This window comes from Pseudomonas congelans, from assembly GCF_900103225.1.
GTDB lineage: Bacteria > Pseudomonadota > Gammaproteobacteria > Pseudomonadales > Pseudomonadaceae > Aquipseudomonas > Aquipseudomonas congelans.
This window is the reverse complement of record NZ_FNJH01000001.1, coordinates 1,340,366-1,356,161: the sequence shown is the minus strand read 5'-3', so window position 1 is coordinate 1,356,161 and position 15,796 is coordinate 1,340,366. Positions and strand designations below refer to the sequence as shown.

Genomic DNA, 15,796 nt, shown 5'->3' with positions numbered 1-15,796 from the left:
GCGTTGTTATTTCTACCCTTTGTAAACAGGAAGCCGCCACATGTTGGACGCCAATCTTAAAGCCCAGTTGAAATCCTATCTGGAGCGGGTTACTCGCCCCATCGAGATCGTCGCGTCCCTTGATGACGGCGCGAAGTCCCAGGAAATGCTCGCACTGCTCAATGATGTGATCAGCGTTTCCAAGGATGTCACCCTGAATGACAGCGGCACCGACGCACGTACTCCGTCGTTCTCGCTGAGCAGCCCTGGCCACGATATCAGCCTGCGTTTTGCCGGTATCCCCATGGGTCACGAATTCACCTCGCTGGTCCTGGCGCTGCTGCAAGTCGGCGGCTACCCACCCAAGGTCAGTGCGGAAACTATCGAACAGGTTCGCGCACTTCAGGGCGAATTCCATTTCGAAACCTATTTCTCGCAGTCCTGCCAGAACTGCCCGGACGTTGTCCAGGCCCTTAATCTGATGGCAGTGTTGAACCCTGGTATCAAGCACGTCGCTATCGACGGTGCGCTGTTCCAGGACGAAGTCACCGATCGCAAGATCATGTCGGTGCCGAGCATCTATCTGAACGGTGAGTTGTTCGGTCAGGGCCGCATGGGGCTGGAAGAGATTCTGGCCAAGATCGACACCGGCGCCGGTGCGCGTCAGGCGGAAAAACTCAACTCGAAGCAGGCTTTCGATGTGCTCGTCGTGGGCGGTGGCCCCGCTGGCTCTGCGGCAGCCGTCTACGCTGCCCGCAAAGGCATTCGCACCGGTGTTGCAGCCGAACGTTTCGGCGGTCAGGTGCTCGACACCATGGCTATCGAGAACTTCATCTCGGTACAGCATACCGAGGGGCCGAAGCTGGCCGTCGCGCTTGAAGAGCACGTCAAGCAGTACGAAGTCGACATCATGAACCTGCAACGCGCCGACAAGCTGATTCCTGGCGCAGCCGGCGAGTTGCACGAAGTGAAGTTTGCCAGCGGTGCGAGCCTCAAGGCCAAGACGCTGATCCTTGCCACCGGCGCACGCTGGAGGGAAATGAATGTGCCGGGTGAACAGCAGTACCGTAACAAAGGTGTCGCTTATTGCCCGCACTGCGACGGTCCGTTGTTCAAAGGCAAGCGCGTCGCTGTCATCGGTGGCGGTAACTCGGGTGTCGAGGCTGCAATCGACCTGGCAGGTATCGTGTCTCACGTGACACTGCTCGAGTTCGACGTGCAATTGCGTGCCGACGCGGTGCTGCAGCGCAAGCTGCACAGCCTGCCGAACGTGACCGTGATCACCAGTGCGCAGACCACTGAAGTGACAGGTGATGAGCAGAAGGTCAACGGCCTGCGCTACAAGAACCGCACCACAGGCGAAGAGATCACTGTGCCGCTCGAAGGTATCTTCGTGCAGATCGGTCTGCTGCCTAACAGCGAATGGCTGAAAGGCGCTATCGAGCTGTCGCCGCGTGGCGAGATCGTGGTCGATTCTCGTGGAGAAACTTCGGTGCCGGGTATCTTTGCTGCCGGTGACGTGACGGTTGCGCCGTACAAACAGATCATCATCGCCCTGGGCGAAGGTGCCAAGGCCTCCCTGAGCGCCTTTGACCACCTGATCCGTACCTCCGCACCGGCCTGATCGGACAGCGGTAAACAAAAAGCCCCGTGAGCGATCACGGGGCTTTTTGCTTTCTACGTTGATCGTTCCTTGCCAGAGCGATCACCGCAGTTTCAGAGCGGCGTTGGCTGGATGATTTCTACCCAGTAGCCATCCGGGTCCTTGATAAAGGCCAGGCTGTTCATGCGGCCATCGGACAAGCGCTTCTGAAAGTCGACGCCCAGGCTTTCAAATCGCTCGCAGGCGACTTTCACGTCAGGCACCGATACGCAGATATGACCAAAGCCGCGCGGGTCGCTGTTACCGTTGTGGTACGACGCTGTGGCATCGCTTTCGGTACCGTGGTTATGCGTCAGCTCCAGAATGCCGGGGATCGACTTCATCCATTCGTTGCGGGCGGCGTCGTCTTCCGGGATCTGTGCCTTGTCGACCAGCGCCAGGAAGTACAGGCTGAATTCGGCTTCCGGGAAATCACGTTTCTCGACCAGGCTGAAGCCCAGCACGCGGGTGTAGAAATCCAGCGACTTGGTGATGTCCTTGACGCGCAGCATGGTGTGGTTGAACACAAACTGCCGGGTGGCCGCTTCAGGATTGGCTGTGACGCCCGGTAGTGTGTTGAGTTCGTGCAAGCTCATCAATGTGTCTCCAACAGAATGTACAAATAATGCCAAATGATACGGGGCAGGGCGCGCGGTGCCAAACCCGGCTCGGATAACGTCGCGTCGGCCTTGCTCGATGCCGGCAACAGGCTCAGAATTTCCGGTCAACCGTTCTGGCGACCCGATCATGATCCTTTCGCACTACCGACGCTCCTTGCCAAGCCTGTGCCTGTTCCTGCTGCTGGGCGCTGCACAGGTCCATGCCACCGATGCAATGATCGTCTGGCCCGCAGGCTGGGAGGTCGAGTCGTTACCGACCGAGTCGGGCGAGCCCGTTCAACCTTCCGTGCAGGTCAGACAGCGCGCGGTGAAAAACGATCAAAGTGGAAATCCGCTGATGGTCATGGAGCTCACTCAGACGCGCCTTGCACCAGGGCATGAAGTCAATGTCCAGGGCGTTCTGCTGGAAATGCGCAAGTCGGTTCAGGTCAATTTTGCCCGCAGTGGATTGCAGAGCGTCTGCACGCATGTCCGTGAAAGTCGGCTCAGCGTGGTGCCCGCGCTCGAAACCACCTGCACCATTACCCAGAATGGTGTGCACGTGCTGACCCAGACACTGGTCGCGGCGGCCAACAAGCAGCTGGCCTGGTCTTTGTCCTACGCGGGATCGGCAGACGGCTATGCGAGCAACAAGGATGAGGCACTGCGTATTCGCGAGAGTCTGCGTCTGGACGTTACGCAGTGACATCTGCCTTTTCGCAGACAAAAAGAAGCCCGCCGAGGCGGGCATGGGGCGCTATTCCTTTAGCGGTCTTCATCATCCGAGAGTGCATGTGAAAAAAGTGTGAAGCTCCGCTGTGCTGGGCATTCGGTGCTTTTCAGCGCGCCGAATCATTGGGAAACAAATAGTGATGCATCTCATCTCACTGTCAAACTGAATAATTACTCTACACACTTCAGCAACTGTTCAGGTTTGTAACTGTGTGCTGAATCGCTTATCCGGATTTATTGGCGTCATTATTCTCGCGGCATTTACACTGTGCATTGAAGTATACGAACCGGGCAGTCCACGTAATCATGTATATGAATTCCTGCTGCGGATCGACAGGCAATGTGTGATGACGCCTGAGCACGGTGCTGCAGTACGCAGGTGACGATCTGCAGCGACGAAGATAAAAAAGCCCTGCAAGTGCAGGGCTTCAAGTGACAACTTTCAATCAGGCACGCAGCCATGAATCAACCGTGTCTACACCGTATTGCTCTTTCCATGCCTTGAGGCCGCGATGGTTGCCGCCCTTGGTTTCAATCAGCTCGCCGGTATGTGGGTTCTGGTAAACCTTGACCACGCGTGCACGGCGACGCTTTGGCCCCGCGGGTGCGACCAGCGAGGCAGCACTTGAAGGGTCAAGGATTGCGATGATGTCACGCAGGCTTTTGCCGTAGGTGCCCATCAGGTCCTGGAGCTTTTGCTCGAATTCGATCTCCTTCTTCAATCCGGCGTCATTCTTCAACGATTCCAGCTGTGCAAGCTGTTCCTGAAGGGCTTTCTCTGCTGCTCGAAACTCGGCAAGTCTGGACAATTAATATACTCCAACAATGTAATGGCTGTTGTCAGCCCTATAAAGCGATGAGACAAAACTGATGGGCCGATTCGCTCAATCGAGGGTGCCCGATACCTGCGGTTTCTATGCTGAAACTTGGCCTTCGCGGCGTGTCGTTGCGCAGATAGAGCGTATTTATAACTCAGTCGCCAGCAAATGATGCACTTTTTTTTTCAGTTAGAAAATAGCCCTTCTCAAATTCGTTAAATGGCGTGGGGAGGCGATGTTGGATATAGGGGATGATGTCCGTGTTGTAGGCCGAGGGGCGTTGTAAGTTATTTCCGATATTAGCCATGGATGGAAAACGTGCCATGAGAGAGTGGATGGCTTAGAAAAAGAAATATCCGACAGGCAAAAGGAATGTCAGGTGAGGAAATGGCAGAAATGTCTGAAGGCCACGTGTTGCAAGGCGCGTGGACCCTTCAAAGATGGCCTTTGGCCTGTCGCTAAGTTGCGTTTGTGACCCTACAGTCCCTGTTGCAGCACAGGGTCATCCGGGTTCTGCTGCTCGAGCTCGGCCAGAAGAATCTGCACGTTCTGCAACTGACCGTTCTCTTTCCAGTACTGGATCAGCACGACTCTGGCCTTGCGATTGGCGGGCTGATTCTGAACGATCTGGGTCAACTGCCGCTGTGCCGCTTCGAGCTCGTTCAAAGAGTGCAGGGCGACCGCCAGGTCATAGCGATAGTCGTTGTTGTCAGGTGACAGTTCCGTAGCCTTGGCCAGGCTGAGCACGGCGAATTCCGCCTGGCCGTGGTTCAGCAGCCACATGCCCAGCGCGTGCTGGAGCATGGACGAGTCAGGGTTGTGCTCCAGCAACTGCGCGAAGAGGCTGCGCGCCTGCTCGGCCTGACCCTTGCGGTCGAGCAATTCAATGTGCGCCAGCGCCGCTTCTATATTGCCCGGGTCCAGCGCGGTAGCCCGCTGTAGCGCCGCGAGCGCGGGTTCCAGGTCGCCGGTCTGCAGATACAGCCTGGCCAGTTGCAGCTGGTTTTGTGCGCTTTGCGGCTGGCTTTTGAGTGATTCCTGAAACGCCTCGGCACTTTGCTGCAGAACGGCGAAGTACAGGCCCAGCTCATCAGGTGACAGGCCGAGCAGGGCGCTGGTGGCGCGAAACCTGACGGATTGTTCGGCATCATCCAGCAGGGGGCCGAGCAGCAGGCTGCGCTGGCTGTTGGAGACCAGCCTGACGCTGACATCGATGGCCGCTTCGCGCACTTGAGCGGACGGGTTGCTCAAGGCAGCGTCGAGCAACTTGAGGGCCTGGGGGCTGGGGTAGTTGCTCAGTTCGGCAAGCAGGCTGATGCGTTGTGCATCAGACAGGTCAGTGCGTGCCAGTTGTTGATACAGCACGCGCGCGGCACCCGGTTTGCCGTCATGCGCCTGTTCCAGCGCTTGGGCATAGGTATGACTGAGCTTGGCCGGCGCGGTCTGGACGGGCATGCGCCACCACCAGAAAACCAGCGAAAGCGCCAGCAGCACTGCAGCCGCTACGCCGATCAGCCAGCGACGTCGAGAAGTGGTTTGAGGCGATAACCCCGTGGTAGAAAGTCTGGGCATATCGATTTCCAATGCTTGACGGGTTGCAGCTTCGGGGAGTGGCTGGCAGCTGTCAAACGGCAATCATGAAGCAGCCGGATTTCAGCCAAAAAAAGCCCCGCGACCTGATCGGGCGCGGGGCGGATTTACCGGCTTTAAGGTTCAGGCCTGAGGCTGCCAGCCGCCACCCAGTGCCTTGTAGATGGCCACAATGCCATGGTACAGCTCGATTTCTGCCTGCGCCTGCGCGTCCTCGGCTGCCAGACGCTCGCGCTCGGCATCCAACAGGACCAGGAAGTCCGCCGTGCCTTCGCGATACTGCACCGAGGCCAGCCTGGCCGCCGAGCGACTCGCATCGCTCTGGCGCATCAGCGAGACCAGCCGCTGCTGGCGTTTGTCGTAATCGCTGAACGCGTTTTCCGACTCTTCCAGCGCGAGCAGCACCTGCTGCTCATAGTTGGCCAGTGCGCCCTCGGCGTTGGCGTCGGCACTGCGAATCTGCGCCCGGACACTGCCCAGATCGAAAGCTGCCCAGGTGATGCTTGGGCCTAACGACCAGGCTCTGGCCGCTGACGACCCGATCTGCGATCCGCGTCCGGCGGTAAAGCCCAGAAAACCGCTCAGGCTGACCCTTGGGAACAGGTCGGCAGTCGCGACGCCGATACGTGCAGTCGAGGCGGCGAGTTGTCGCTCTGCTGCACGGATGTCGGGCCGATTGCGCAATACTTGCGTCGGGTCGCCAATCGGCAAGGCCTTGGCAATCGCCGGCAGTTTGCTCGGGCTCAAGTCGACGCTGAGGTTTTCCGGACGCTCACCCAGTAACGTGGCGATACGGTTGCGCTGGCGAGCCTGCTCGGCCTGCAACTGCGGAACGGTCGCCTCGACGGCGGCCAGTCGTGCCTCGGCACGCACCACGTCCAACTCGTTGCCCACACCCGCATCGCGTAACTGAGTGGTCACGTCCTGAGAACTCTGCTGGTTTTTCAGGTTGTCGCGGGCAATGGCTTCACGCAGTTGTGCGCCACGCAGTTGACCGTAGGCGTCGACCACCTCGGCAATCAGCGTGACCTGAAGCTGATAGAGGTTGGCCTCTGCAGCTTCCTGATCGGCATCGCTGGCCTCCAGTTGGCGCTGGATACGTCCGAACAGGTCCACTTCCCACGCCATGTCCAGGCCCAGGTCGTAGCGCTCGCTATTGACCCGGCGCTCGGTGATGCCGGGTTGCTGACCCTTGCCGATGTCGCTGCTGGCACGGCTGGTCACTACCGGCATTACATCGTTGGCGACGTCATCGCGAATGGCTCGCGCCGACTTGAGCCTGGCGAAGGCGACGCGCAGGTCGCGGTTGCCGTCCAGTGAGCGGGCTACCAGCTTATTGAGGGTCGGGTCCTCGAACTGCTGCCACCACACCCGATCCACTTTGCTGCGGTCATAGTTGCCCTGTGCGGCGGACGCCAGTTTCGCTGGCGCCGTGACCGGTGCCTGGTAGTCCGGGCCCACGGCGCAGGCCGCCAATGCCATGACCAGCAGGCTCGGGATGAAGACTTTGTACGCGCTCATCAATGCATCTCCGCAGGCAGGTTTTGCTGGCTGTTTATCCTGGCGGCCTTGCGGGCCTCCTGGCGTTCGACGTAATTACGGATAAGTACGTAGAACACCGGCGTCAGCAGCAGGCCGAAGAAGGTGACGCCCAGCATCCCGGAGAACACGGCGACACCCATCGCATGGCGCATCTCGGCACCCGCGCCGCTGGACAGCACCAGGGGCACGACCCCCATGATGAAGGCGAACGAGGTCATCAGGATCGGCCGCAGACGCAGGCGGCATGCTTCCAGTACCGCATCCAGCGGGCTCATCCCTTCCGCCTGTTTGTCCTTGGCGAACTCGACGATCAGAATCGCGTTCTTGCACGCCAGGCCGACCAGTACGATCAGGCCTATCTGAGTGAAGATGTTGTTGTCGCTGCCGGCGATCATCACCCCGGCAATCGCCGAGAGCAGGGTCATCGGTACGATCAGGATCACCGCCAGCGGCAGGCTCCAGCTTTCGTATTGCGCCGCCAGCACCAGGAACGCCAGCAATACACAGAGCGGGAACACGAACAGTGCGGTATTGCCCGAAAGGATCTGCTGATAGGTCAGGTCAGTCCATTCGTAGATCATGCCGGTGGGCAGTTCCTCACGAAGCAATTTCTCGACCGCCGCCTGAGCCTGGCCAGAGCTGTAGCCCGGTGCTGCCGCGCCATTGATTTCAGCAGTGATAAAGCCGTTGTAGTGCATGACGCGGTCGGGGCCTGCGGTGTCGCTGACCTTGACGAAGGTCGCCAGCGGGATCATCTCGCCCAGGTTATTGCGCACCTTGAGCTGACCGATCTGGTCGGCATCCTGACGGAACTGTTGCTCAGCCTGGACATTGACCTGATAGGTGCGGCCGAACCGGTTGAAGTCGTTGGCATACAGCGAACCCAGATACACCTGCAGGGTGTCGAAAATATCGCTGACTGCCACGCCGTGGGTCTTGGCCTTCTCGCGGTCAATCGCGGCATCGACCTGCGGTACGTTCACCGTGTAGCTGGTAAACAGCCCGGCCAGTTCCGGCACGCTGCGGCTTTTGGCGATGATGTTCTGGGTTTCCTTGTACAGCTCGTCATAGCCGAGGTTGCCACGGTCCTCGATCTGCAGACGGAAGCCGCCGATGGTGCCCAGGCCTTGTACCGGTGGTGGCGGGAAGATCGCCATGTAGGCTTCCTGAATCGAGGCGAACTGACCGTTCAGCGCGCCGGCAATCGCGTTGGCCGAGAGGCTCGGGTCCTTGCGCTCGTCGAACGGTTTGAGGGTCACGAACACCACACCGTTATTCGGGCTGTTGGTGAAGCCGTTGATCGACAGACCCGGGAAGGCAATGGCGTCCTGCACGCCCGGTTGCTTGAGGGCCAGCTCCGACATGCGCTTGATGACATCTTCGGTGCGGTCCAGGCTCGCGGCGTCCGGCAGTTGGGCAAATGCAACCAGGTATTGCTTGTCCTGGCTCGGGACGAAACCGGTCGGTGTGCTGGCAAAACCCATCCAGGTCAAAACCATCAGGCCCGCGTAGACCAGCAAGGCAATGCCGCTGCTGCGAATGACCCTGGCGACCGTGCCGACATAGCCGTGGCTGGCTTTCTCGAAGAAGCGGTTGAACGGGCGGAACAGCCAGCTGCCGAGCATTTTGTCGAGGAAGCGCGAGAAGCGATCCTTGGGCGCGTCATGCCCTTTGAGCAATACCGCCGCCAGTGCAGGCGACAGGGTCAGCGAGTTGAAAGCAGAAATGACCGTCGAAATGGCGATGGTCAGCGCGAACTGCTTATAGAACTGCCCGCTGAGCCCGGAGATGAATGCTGCAGGCACGAATACGGCGCACAGCACCAGCGCCGTCGCGATGATCGGCCCCGTCACTTCGGCCATGGCCTTGTGCGTGGCGGCGACCGGTTCCAGGCCCAGCTCGATGTTCCGTTCGACGTTCTCCACCACCACGATGGCATCGTCGACCACGATACCGATTGCCAGTACCAGGCCGAACAAGGACAGCGCGTTCAGCGAGAAACCGAACATATGCATGACCGCAAAGGTGCCGATCAACGAGACCGGTACGGCCACCAACGGGATGATCGATGCGCGCCAGGTCTGCAGGAACAGGATCACCACCAGCACCACCAGAATCAGTGCTTCGAACAGAGTGTGAATCACCGCCTCGATGGAGCCCCGGACGAAGATCGTCGGGTCATAGACGATGCTGTAGTCCATGCCTTCCGGGAAGCTTTGCTTGAGCTCGGCCATCCGTGCCCGTACATCGTTGGAGATGTCGATGGCGTTGGAGCCGGGGCGCTGGAAGATCGGGATCGCTACCGCGGGCTGATTATTGAGCAACGAGCGCAGCGCGTACTGGCTGGAGCCCAGTTCGATGCGGGCAATGTCCTTGAGGCGAGTGATTTCACCGTCGGCGCCAGCTCGCACCACTACGTTTTCGAACTCTTCCTCACTGACCAGACGGCCCTGAGTGTTGATCGACATCTGAAAACTGGTGTCATTCGGGGAGGGCGGTGAGCCCAGCTGGCCTGCCGCTACCTGACGGTTCTGCTCGCGAATCGCATTGACCACATCAGTGGCGGTCAGGTTGCGTGAGGCGGTCTTGTTCGGATCGAGCCAGACCCGCAGCGAATAGTCGCCCATGCCGAACAGTTGCACGTCACCGACGCCGCCCAGTCGCGCCAGCTCATCCTTGATGTTGAGCACGGCGTAGTTGGACAGATACAGCATGTCGTAGCGTTTGTCCGGTGAGGTCAAGTGCACAACCATGGTCAGGTCGGGGGAGGCCTTGTCCACGGTGATACCGATGCGTGTCACCTCTTCAGGCAGCTTCGGCTCGCTGCGGGTCACGCGGTTCTGCACCTGCACCTGTGCGTTGTCCAGGTCGGTACCCAGTGCGAAGGTGATGGTGAGGGTCAGCTTGCCATCGGCGGTGGCCTGCGAGGACATGTAGAGCATGCCTTCGACACCGGTAATCGCCTGTTCCAGTGGCGAGGCCACGGTTTCGCCGATCACCTTGGGGTTGGCGCCGGGGAAGTTGGCGCGTACCACCACGGTTGGCGGCACGACTTCCGGGTATTCACTGATCGGTAGCTGGAACAGCGAGATGGCACCGGCGATCAGGATCAGCAGCGACAGCACTGCGGCAAAGATCGGCCGTGAAATAAAGAATTTGGAGAAGTTCATCGGACGAGTCCCTTAGCCGCGCGGCGCGGCAGCGCTGGCGATTTTGACGGCCGCTTTGGGCGCCACTTGTGGCAGGTTGCTGGCTTCGAGGGCCTGGCGTTGTTTGAGCAGTGCGGCGAGCGTGTCAGCGCTGGCCATCGGGGTGACTTCAGGGTCCACAGGCTGGCCGGGACGGACGCGCTGCAAGCCTTTGACGACGATGGTGTCATCCTTGGCCAGGCCAGTGCGCACAATGCGCAGGCCTTCGATTTTCGGCCCCAGCTCGACAGCGCGGTAGGCGGGCTTGTTGTCCTTGTCCATGACCAGCACAAACTTCTTGCCCAGGTCGGTGCCCACCGCTTCGTCATTGATCAGCACGGCCGAGTAAGTGCCGCTGCCCACCAGTTTCAGGCGTGCATACAGGCCGGGGGTAAACTCACCGTCGGCGTTATCGAACACGGCGCGGCCACGAATGGTGCCGGTCCTCGGGTTGACCTGGTTGTCGACAAAGTTCATCTGGCCCAGGTGCGGGTTGCCGGGTTCGTTGGACAGTCCCAGATAGACCGGCGTGGTCTGACCGCGCTGGCCTTTGCGGGCCAGCTCGGTGTACTTGAGGAACACGCGCTCGTCTGCGTCGAAGTAGGCGTAGACCTTGTCGGTGGAGACCACGCTGGTCAGCGCGGTGACATCGGCAGTGACAATGTTGCCAGCGGTGATTTCGGCGCGGCTCGCGCGGCCTGAAATCGGTGCGGTGACACGGGTGAAGCTGAGATTCAGTCGAGCCAGGTCCAGTTGCGCCTGAATGGCCGCGACACCGGCCTTGGCTTCCTGTGCCGAAGTGGTACGCGATTCGGCCAGCTCGGCGGAAATCGCATTGTTGCTGCGCAGACGCTCACCGCGCTGCGCTTCGCTGTCACTGCGCGACGCGACTGCGCGGGCCTGTTGCAACTGCGCTTCGAGGCGGCGGACTTCCGACTGGAAAGGGCGAGGGTCGATCTGGAAAAGCAGGTCGCCTTTCTTGACCAGCGAGCCGTCGGTGAAGGCTACCTGATCGATCTGACCGGAGACCCTTGGGCGCACTTCGACCGTTTCAGGTGCTTCGAGACGACCGGTGAATTCATCCCACTCGTTGACTGGTTGCTCCAGTACCTTGGCCACACTGACCTTGGCTGCGCCAGGCGCACTGGTGGCTTCCGGCGCACGGCCGCAGGCACTGATGACGATCAAGGCGAGGGCGGTGAGGGGGTAGCGCAGGTGGCTGATTGTCTGGTGCATGGGAAGTTCCGCCAATAGTGAAGAATGGGGCGGATTCTGTTGTGCACGGGGTGTTATTAACGAATCGAATAAACCGAAGGTTACTATCACCGGCAATGATGGGTGCCTATAGGTCGGTCAAAACCCCTGGTCGGATGATTCGGAAGGTAGACGACGCCCAGGTATTCAGGACTGAAAGTGCTGCCCTGACGGAGCGCCAAAAAAGCTCATGTCATATTGCTATCTCTGCGATCAATCTTTGCAATCGCTGCGTCCATAAAGTTGTCCAGCGAACAGTCGATCCTTGGGTATCACGATAAATACCGAGGAAAGATTTGATGAAGTCGACATGGCTGGACAATTTGAAGGTCAGCAAAAAGCTGAGTATAGGCTTCGGTCTGATACTGCTGGGCGTGCTCACGGTCACCGCGATCGGTTACCTCAGCACCAACCTGCTTATCGAGCGGCTGGGCAAGGCAGCCAAGGTTTCTGAGGTAAAGGCCGATGCGCTGAGCCTGAGGATCGCTGCACAGACCTATACCGCCAAGCCTGACGCGAGCAATTCGCAGGGCTACACGTCTGCTCTCGACAACCTGGGCAAGACCATCGAGGACGGCCTGAAGATTCTGACCGTTCCGGTCAATGCCGATATCCTCAGAGGTATTCGCGACCAGGCGGGTGGCTTGAAGCAAACGTTCAGCCAATTGGTCGATAACAATCGGCAAATTGATCAGGCCATGCAGCCGCTGATTACCATCTCCGAACAGGTCAGTGGAAGCTTCGAGACACTCCTGCAGAAGACCTTCGATGACGTTTCCCGCTCGCTGGACCAGAGCGGTATCGATCAGGTGAAGATTGCCGGCGACCTGCGCAATGGCATGACTAACTTTCGCCTGGTGTTTCGCCGTTATATCAGCATCCCGACTGCTGAAAACAGGCAGATTACCTTCGACGCTGCCGATTCGCTGATCGCTCAGGTGGGTAGCGCACGCAATCAACTGCCGAACAAGGCGGGTCCGGCGGTGGATGAGGCGCTTGCTGCGCTACAACAGTACAAGTCGTTGATGGTCTCCATCTCGCAACTGATGCAACAGAACGATCAGATTCGCGACAGCCTTCGCCAGCAGTCAATGGACATCGTCACCAGTGCTGAAAAGCTGATGGCGGGTCAGGTGGTCAGTGCCAACAAGGAAAAAGACAGCGCGGTAACCCAGTTGCTCACCGTGGCGGTGATCGTATTGCTGCTGGGCATCTTCGCGGCGATCCTGATTACCCGTCAGATCACCCGTCCGCTCGATTCGACTGTGATCGCGGCGCGTCGGATTGCCGACGGCGATCTGACCAACGACCTCAGCACCACTCGCCAGGATGAGCTGGGCCTGCTGCAGAACACCATGCAACACATGACCGTATCGCTGCGGACCCTGATCGGCGGTATCAGCAATGGCGTGACACAAATTGCCACGGCGGCCGAGGAGCTTTCAGCCGTCAGCGAGCAGACCAGCGCGGGTGTCACTCAGCAGAAGCTGGAAGTCGACCAGGTGGCAACAGCCATGAACCAGATGGCGTCCACCGTTCAGGAAGTGGCGCAGAACACTGAAGATGCATCGCAGGCCGCCAGACAGGCCAGTGATCGTGCAGCCCATGGCAGCAGCGTGGTGCAACACGCCACGCGTGAAATCAGCCAGCTCGCCGGTGAAGTGGGGCAGCTGGGCGAGGCCATGCAGCGCCTGATTCAGGACAGTGACAAGATTGGCGGTGTCATCGATGTGATCAAGGCGGTGGCAGAACAAACCAACCTGTTGGCCCTAAATGCGGCGATCGAAGCTGCACGTGCAGGTGAGCAGGGCCGTGGCTTTGCTGTGGTGGCCGATGAGGTGCGCTCGCTGGCGCAGCGGACACAGTCATCCACGACTGAAATCGAGGCGTTGATAAAGTCCTTGCAGGATGGCACCGGCGCGGCATCGGAGCTGATGAATGCCAGCCGTCAACGCACTGAAGGCACCGTGGCCCTGGCGCGGCAGGCCGAAGAATCGCTGCTTGAAATCACTCATTCGATCGTGACCATCGAACAGATGAGCCAACAGATTTCTGCTGCCGCTGAAGAGCAGAGCGCCGTGACCGACGAAATCAATCGCAGTGTCATCAGCGTACGCGACATCGCTGACCAGTCGGCCACGGCCACCGAGCAGAGCGCGGCTTCTACCGTGGAGCTGGCGCGCCTGGGCAGCAACCTGCAGGACATGGTTGCGCGCTTCCGGATCTGATGGCCGCCCCTTTCAAAAAGTCGCAAATTTCAAAAGTCTTACCCTGCAAAAAGAGCGGCGCTGGCAATCAGCGCTGCTCCACCATTTGCAGAAACCTTCGGGTTCGCTCGTTTTGCGGATTCAGCAGCATTTCGCTCGGGGTGCCGTCCGCCACTATGCGGCCTCCCTCCATGAACAGCACCCGGTCGGCGATGTCCTGAGCGAATTTCATCTCGTGGGTCACCAATAGCATGGTCATCTGAAATTCGTGGGCAATCGAACGAATCACCGCCAGTACCTCGCCGACCAGCTCGGGGTCGAGCGCCGACGTGACCTCATCGAACAACATGACCTGCGGACGCATGGCCAGCGCTCTGGCAATCGCGACGCGTTGTTGCTGACCACCGGAAAGCTGGCTCGGATAGGCATCGGCCTTGTGGGCAAGCCCGACCAGCCCGAGGTATTGATGCGCGCGCCCAAGGGCCTCTTCGCGAGTCAGCCTGAGTACCCGTAGCGGCGCTTCGGTGACATTTTCCTGCACGGTGAGGTGCGGAAACAGGTTGAATTGCTGGAACACCATGCCTACCCGATGCTGCGCCGGAGCCTTGCGTGCGCCAGGCCAGCGCCATCCGGATTTGCGCGCGGGCACTGATTCGCCTGCGACTTCTATGCTGCCTTGCTGGTAGTTTTCCAGGCCCTTGATAAGGCGCAATACCGTTGATTTGCCCGAGCCACTGGGGCCGATAAGGGCGACTTTCTGACCTTGAGGAATGCTCAGGTCCAGATGGTCGATGATCCGGTTGCGGCCGAAGTCCTTGACCACGTGTTTCAGCTGTATCTGCGCAGTGGTGACGGGTGGGATTGCGGTGTGTGCAAGATCAGACATGGCTGCGCCTTTCCAGGTATTTGAACAGCAACGAGGTCGGCACACTGATTGCCAGGAACATCAGCGCCATCACCGTGTACGGTTCGTTATAACGATAGGTCATGCCGGCGATCTGCTTGGCTGCCTGAAACAGTTCAGGGATGGTGATCACCGCCAGGAGCGGCGTTTCCTTGAACATGCCGATCAGGTAATTGCCGAGCACCGGCAGCATGGGTTTCAACGCCTGCGGCAGGATGATGCGCCGCCAGGTGTCGCGACGATTGAAGTCCAGTGCACGTGCGGCTTCCCATTGTCCGGCCGGGATGTCGTCAATGGCTCCGCGATACGCTTCGGCAATGTAGGCCGCGTAATAGCAGCCAAGGCCGATCACGCCGGTGGTGATCGCCGGGAAAGTGATGCCCGCCAGCGGGAGCGCGAAGAACAGCACATACAACTGGACCATCAGCGGCGTATTGCGGAAAAAGCTCAGGTAGCCTTTGCTCAGGCGATGTACGACGGCTATCTGCGAGCGCAGTGTCAGGGCCAGGATCAGGCCAAGCAAAACCGCGAGCAGGAATCCCAGCACCACGACCTGCATGGTCACCAGCAAGCCCTGAAAAAGCTCTGGCAGAATCGACCAGGCGAATGCGATATCAAACTCCATCATTCATCCCCTGGCCGTGCGCCACGCGGTGGCGTGCTGCTCATAACGCCTGACCAGCCAGCTCAGTGGCCATGCCATCACGAAATAGCACACCAGCACGATGCTCCAGATCAGCGTTTGCTGGCCCAGCGTGGTGATCAATTGACTGCCGGTAAAGGTCAGGTCGGTCAGGGTGATCAGCGAAACCAGCGACGTGGTTTTCAGCAGCTCGACCAATTGGTTGCCCATCGGCGGGATCATGAACGGCAGGGCCTGCGGCAGAATGATTCGCCGAAACGCGCTTATCGGCCCGAAGTCCAGCGCACGCACCGCATCACGTTGCCCCTGGCTGACGTTGATCAATGCCGAGCGAATGATTTCCGCGCCATATGCCGAAAACGTCAGGCCCAACCCCAGCACGCCCGTGGTCATGGGTGACAGGCGAATGCCGAACAGCGGCAGGATGAAGAACAGGTAAAACAGCAGCACCAATGCCGAGATGCCACGCAGCACCTCGACATACACGGTGGCAAACCAGCGTAATGCCCTTAACGGCGACAGGCGCATCAGAGCGATTACAAACGAGAGCACCAGCACCAGCAGTTCGGCCAGCACGGTGATCTGCAGGGTGATCCAGGCGCCGTGGGCCAGTTGTCTGGCAATGAAACCTGCGGTTTCCAGTGTTGCAGCATCAACAGGCATGGCCGTACTCGTGTGGGTCAGGGCCGTTTACTGCG

At 59.4% G+C, this 15,796-nt stretch carries 12 protein-coding genes and 1 pseudogene; 4 read left to right on the top strand and 9 right to left on the bottom strand.

Annotated elements, in window-relative coordinates; all coding sequences use genetic code 11:
• The first annotated feature begins 40 nt into the window (after window positions 1-40).
• Complete coding sequence (gene ahpF, locus BLR20_RS05455; RefSeq protein ID WP_010431007.1) at window positions 41-1,603, top strand: alkyl hydroperoxide reductase subunit F; 1,563 nt, start codon at window positions 41-43, stop codon at window positions 1,601-1,603.
• Between the two features lie 92 nt (window positions 1,604-1,695).
• On the opposite strand, the gene gloA is transcribed toward ahpF, so the two are convergent.
• The gene (gloA, locus tag BLR20_RS05450; protein ID WP_003315308.1) at window positions 1,696-2,217 is read right to left on the bottom strand and encodes a lactoylglutathione lyase; all 522 of its coding nucleotides are present in this window, start codon (window positions 2,215-2,217) and stop codon (window positions 1,696-1,698) included.
• Window positions 2,218-2,317: 100 nt separating this feature from the next.
• Between gloA and BLR20_RS05445 the strand changes: the two genes are divergently transcribed.
• Entirely contained in the window at window positions 2,318-2,926 is a 609-nt protein-coding gene (locus tag BLR20_RS05445; protein WP_032612734.1) for a DUF4946 domain-containing protein, read from the top strand.
• 472 nt (window positions 2,927-3,398) lie between these two features.
• Here the strand turns inward: BLR20_RS05445 and BLR20_RS05440 are convergent, their stop codons facing one another.
• The 5 genes from BLR20_RS05440 to mexE form a co-directional block, all read right to left on the bottom strand.
• Window positions 3,399-3,761: a histone-like nucleoid-structuring protein, MvaT/MvaU family gene (locus BLR20_RS05440; protein WP_010431003.1), complete on the bottom strand. Its 363-nt coding sequence runs from the start codon at window positions 3,759-3,761 to the stop codon at window positions 3,399-3,401.
• A gap of 486 nt (window positions 3,762-4,247) precedes the next feature.
• Entirely contained in the window at window positions 4,248-5,342 is a 1,095-nt protein-coding gene (locus BLR20_RS05435; protein WP_025990940.1) for a tetratricopeptide repeat protein, read from the bottom strand.
• Window positions 5,343-5,483: 141 nt separating this feature from the next.
• Window positions 5,484-6,881, bottom strand: a complete 1,398-nt coding sequence (locus tag BLR20_RS05430; RefSeq protein WP_054993876.1) for an efflux transporter outer membrane subunit — start codon at window positions 6,879-6,881, stop codon at window positions 5,484-5,486.
• Entirely contained in the window at window positions 6,881-10,072 is a 3,192-nt protein-coding gene (locus BLR20_RS05425) for an efflux RND transporter permease subunit (RefSeq protein ID WP_054993877.1), read from the bottom strand. Before BLR20_RS05425 ends, BLR20_RS05430 begins: the two co-directional genes overlap by 1 nt.
• A gap of 12 nt (window positions 10,073-10,084) precedes the next feature.
• Complete coding sequence (gene mexE, locus BLR20_RS05420; protein ID WP_054993878.1) at window positions 10,085-11,326, bottom strand: multidrug efflux RND transporter periplasmic adaptor subunit MexE; 1,242 nt, start codon at window positions 11,324-11,326, stop codon at window positions 10,085-10,087.
• Window positions 11,327-11,643: 317 nt separating this feature from the next.
• Here mexE and BLR20_RS28385 point away from each other — a divergent pair.
• Together BLR20_RS28385 and BLR20_RS28380 are read left to right on the top strand one after the other, a co-directional pair.
• Window positions 11,644-12,666 (top strand): annotated as a pseudogene (locus BLR20_RS28385) (methyl-accepting chemotaxis protein); the annotation flags it as partial.
• A 33-nt stretch (window positions 12,667-12,699) separates the two neighbouring features.
• On the top strand, window positions 12,700-13,572 hold the full coding sequence (locus tag BLR20_RS28380) for a methyl-accepting chemotaxis protein (RefSeq protein WP_370683546.1): 873 nt from the start codon (window positions 12,700-12,702) through the stop codon (window positions 13,570-13,572).
• 67 nt (window positions 13,573-13,639) lie between these two features.
• Here BLR20_RS28380 and BLR20_RS05405 read toward each other — a convergent pair whose 3' ends face one another.
• From BLR20_RS05405 to ehuC, 3 genes are read right to left on the bottom strand one after another with little or no spacing between them, the layout of a single operon-like run.
• Window positions 13,640-14,437, bottom strand: a complete 798-nt coding sequence (locus BLR20_RS05405) for an amino acid ABC transporter ATP-binding protein (protein ID WP_054993880.1) — start codon at window positions 14,435-14,437, stop codon at window positions 13,640-13,642.
• Window positions 14,430-15,083 carry an ectoine/hydroxyectoine ABC transporter permease subunit EhuD gene (gene ehuD, locus BLR20_RS05400; RefSeq protein ID WP_162235668.1) on the bottom strand — a complete coding sequence of 218 codons (654 nt, stop codon included), beginning with the start codon at window positions 15,081-15,083 and terminating at the stop codon, window positions 14,430-14,432. Before ehuD ends, BLR20_RS05405 begins: the two co-directional genes overlap by 8 nt.
• Window positions 15,084-15,761 (bottom strand): ectoine/hydroxyectoine ABC transporter permease subunit EhuC, encoded by a 678-nt coding sequence (gene ehuC, locus BLR20_RS05395; RefSeq protein ID WP_050549125.1) that lies wholly within the window; start codon window positions 15,759-15,761, stop codon window positions 15,084-15,086. It lies immediately after the preceding gene.
• Between the last annotated feature and the right edge of the window lie 35 nt (window positions 15,762-15,796).

Excerpts from the sequence above, each read along its gene's own strand:
- ehuD (WP_162235668.1), bottom strand. The coding sequence starts at position 15,083 with ATGATGGAGTTTGATATCGCATTCGCCTGGTCGATTCTGCCAGAGCTT.
- BLR20_RS05405 (WP_054993880.1), bottom strand. The coding sequence starts at position 14,437 with ATGTCTGATCTTGCACACACCGCAATCCCACCCGTCACCACTGCGCAG.
- BLR20_RS28380 (WP_370683546.1), top strand. The coding sequence starts at position 12,700 with ATGCAACACATGACCGTATCGCTGCGGACCCTGATCGGCGGTATCAGC.
- BLR20_RS05425 (WP_054993877.1), bottom strand. The coding sequence starts at position 10,072 with ATGAACTTCTCCAAATTCTTTATTTCACGGCCGATCTTTGCCGCAGTG.
- gloA (WP_003315308.1), bottom strand. The coding sequence starts at position 2,217 with ATGAGCTTGCACGAACTCAACACACTACCGGGCGTCACAGCCAATCCT.
- BLR20_RS05435 (WP_025990940.1), bottom strand. The coding sequence starts at position 5,342 with ATGCCCAGACTTTCTACCACGGGGTTATCGCCTCAAACCACTTCTCGA.
- BLR20_RS05445 (WP_032612734.1), top strand. The coding sequence starts at position 2,318 with ATGCCGGCAACAGGCTCAGAATTTCCGGTCAACCGTTCTGGCGACCCG.
- BLR20_RS05430 (WP_054993876.1), bottom strand. The coding sequence starts at position 6,881 with ATGAGCGCGTACAAAGTCTTCATCCCGAGCCTGCTGGTCATGGCATTG.
- mexE (WP_054993878.1), bottom strand. The coding sequence starts at position 11,326 with ATGCACCAGACAATCAGCCACCTGCGCTACCCCCTCACCGCCCTCGCC.
- ehuC (WP_050549125.1), bottom strand. The coding sequence starts at position 15,761 with ATGCCTGTTGATGCTGCAACACTGGAAACCGCAGGTTTCATTGCCAGA.
- ahpF (WP_010431007.1), top strand. The coding sequence starts at position 41 with ATGTTGGACGCCAATCTTAAAGCCCAGTTGAAATCCTATCTGGAGCGG.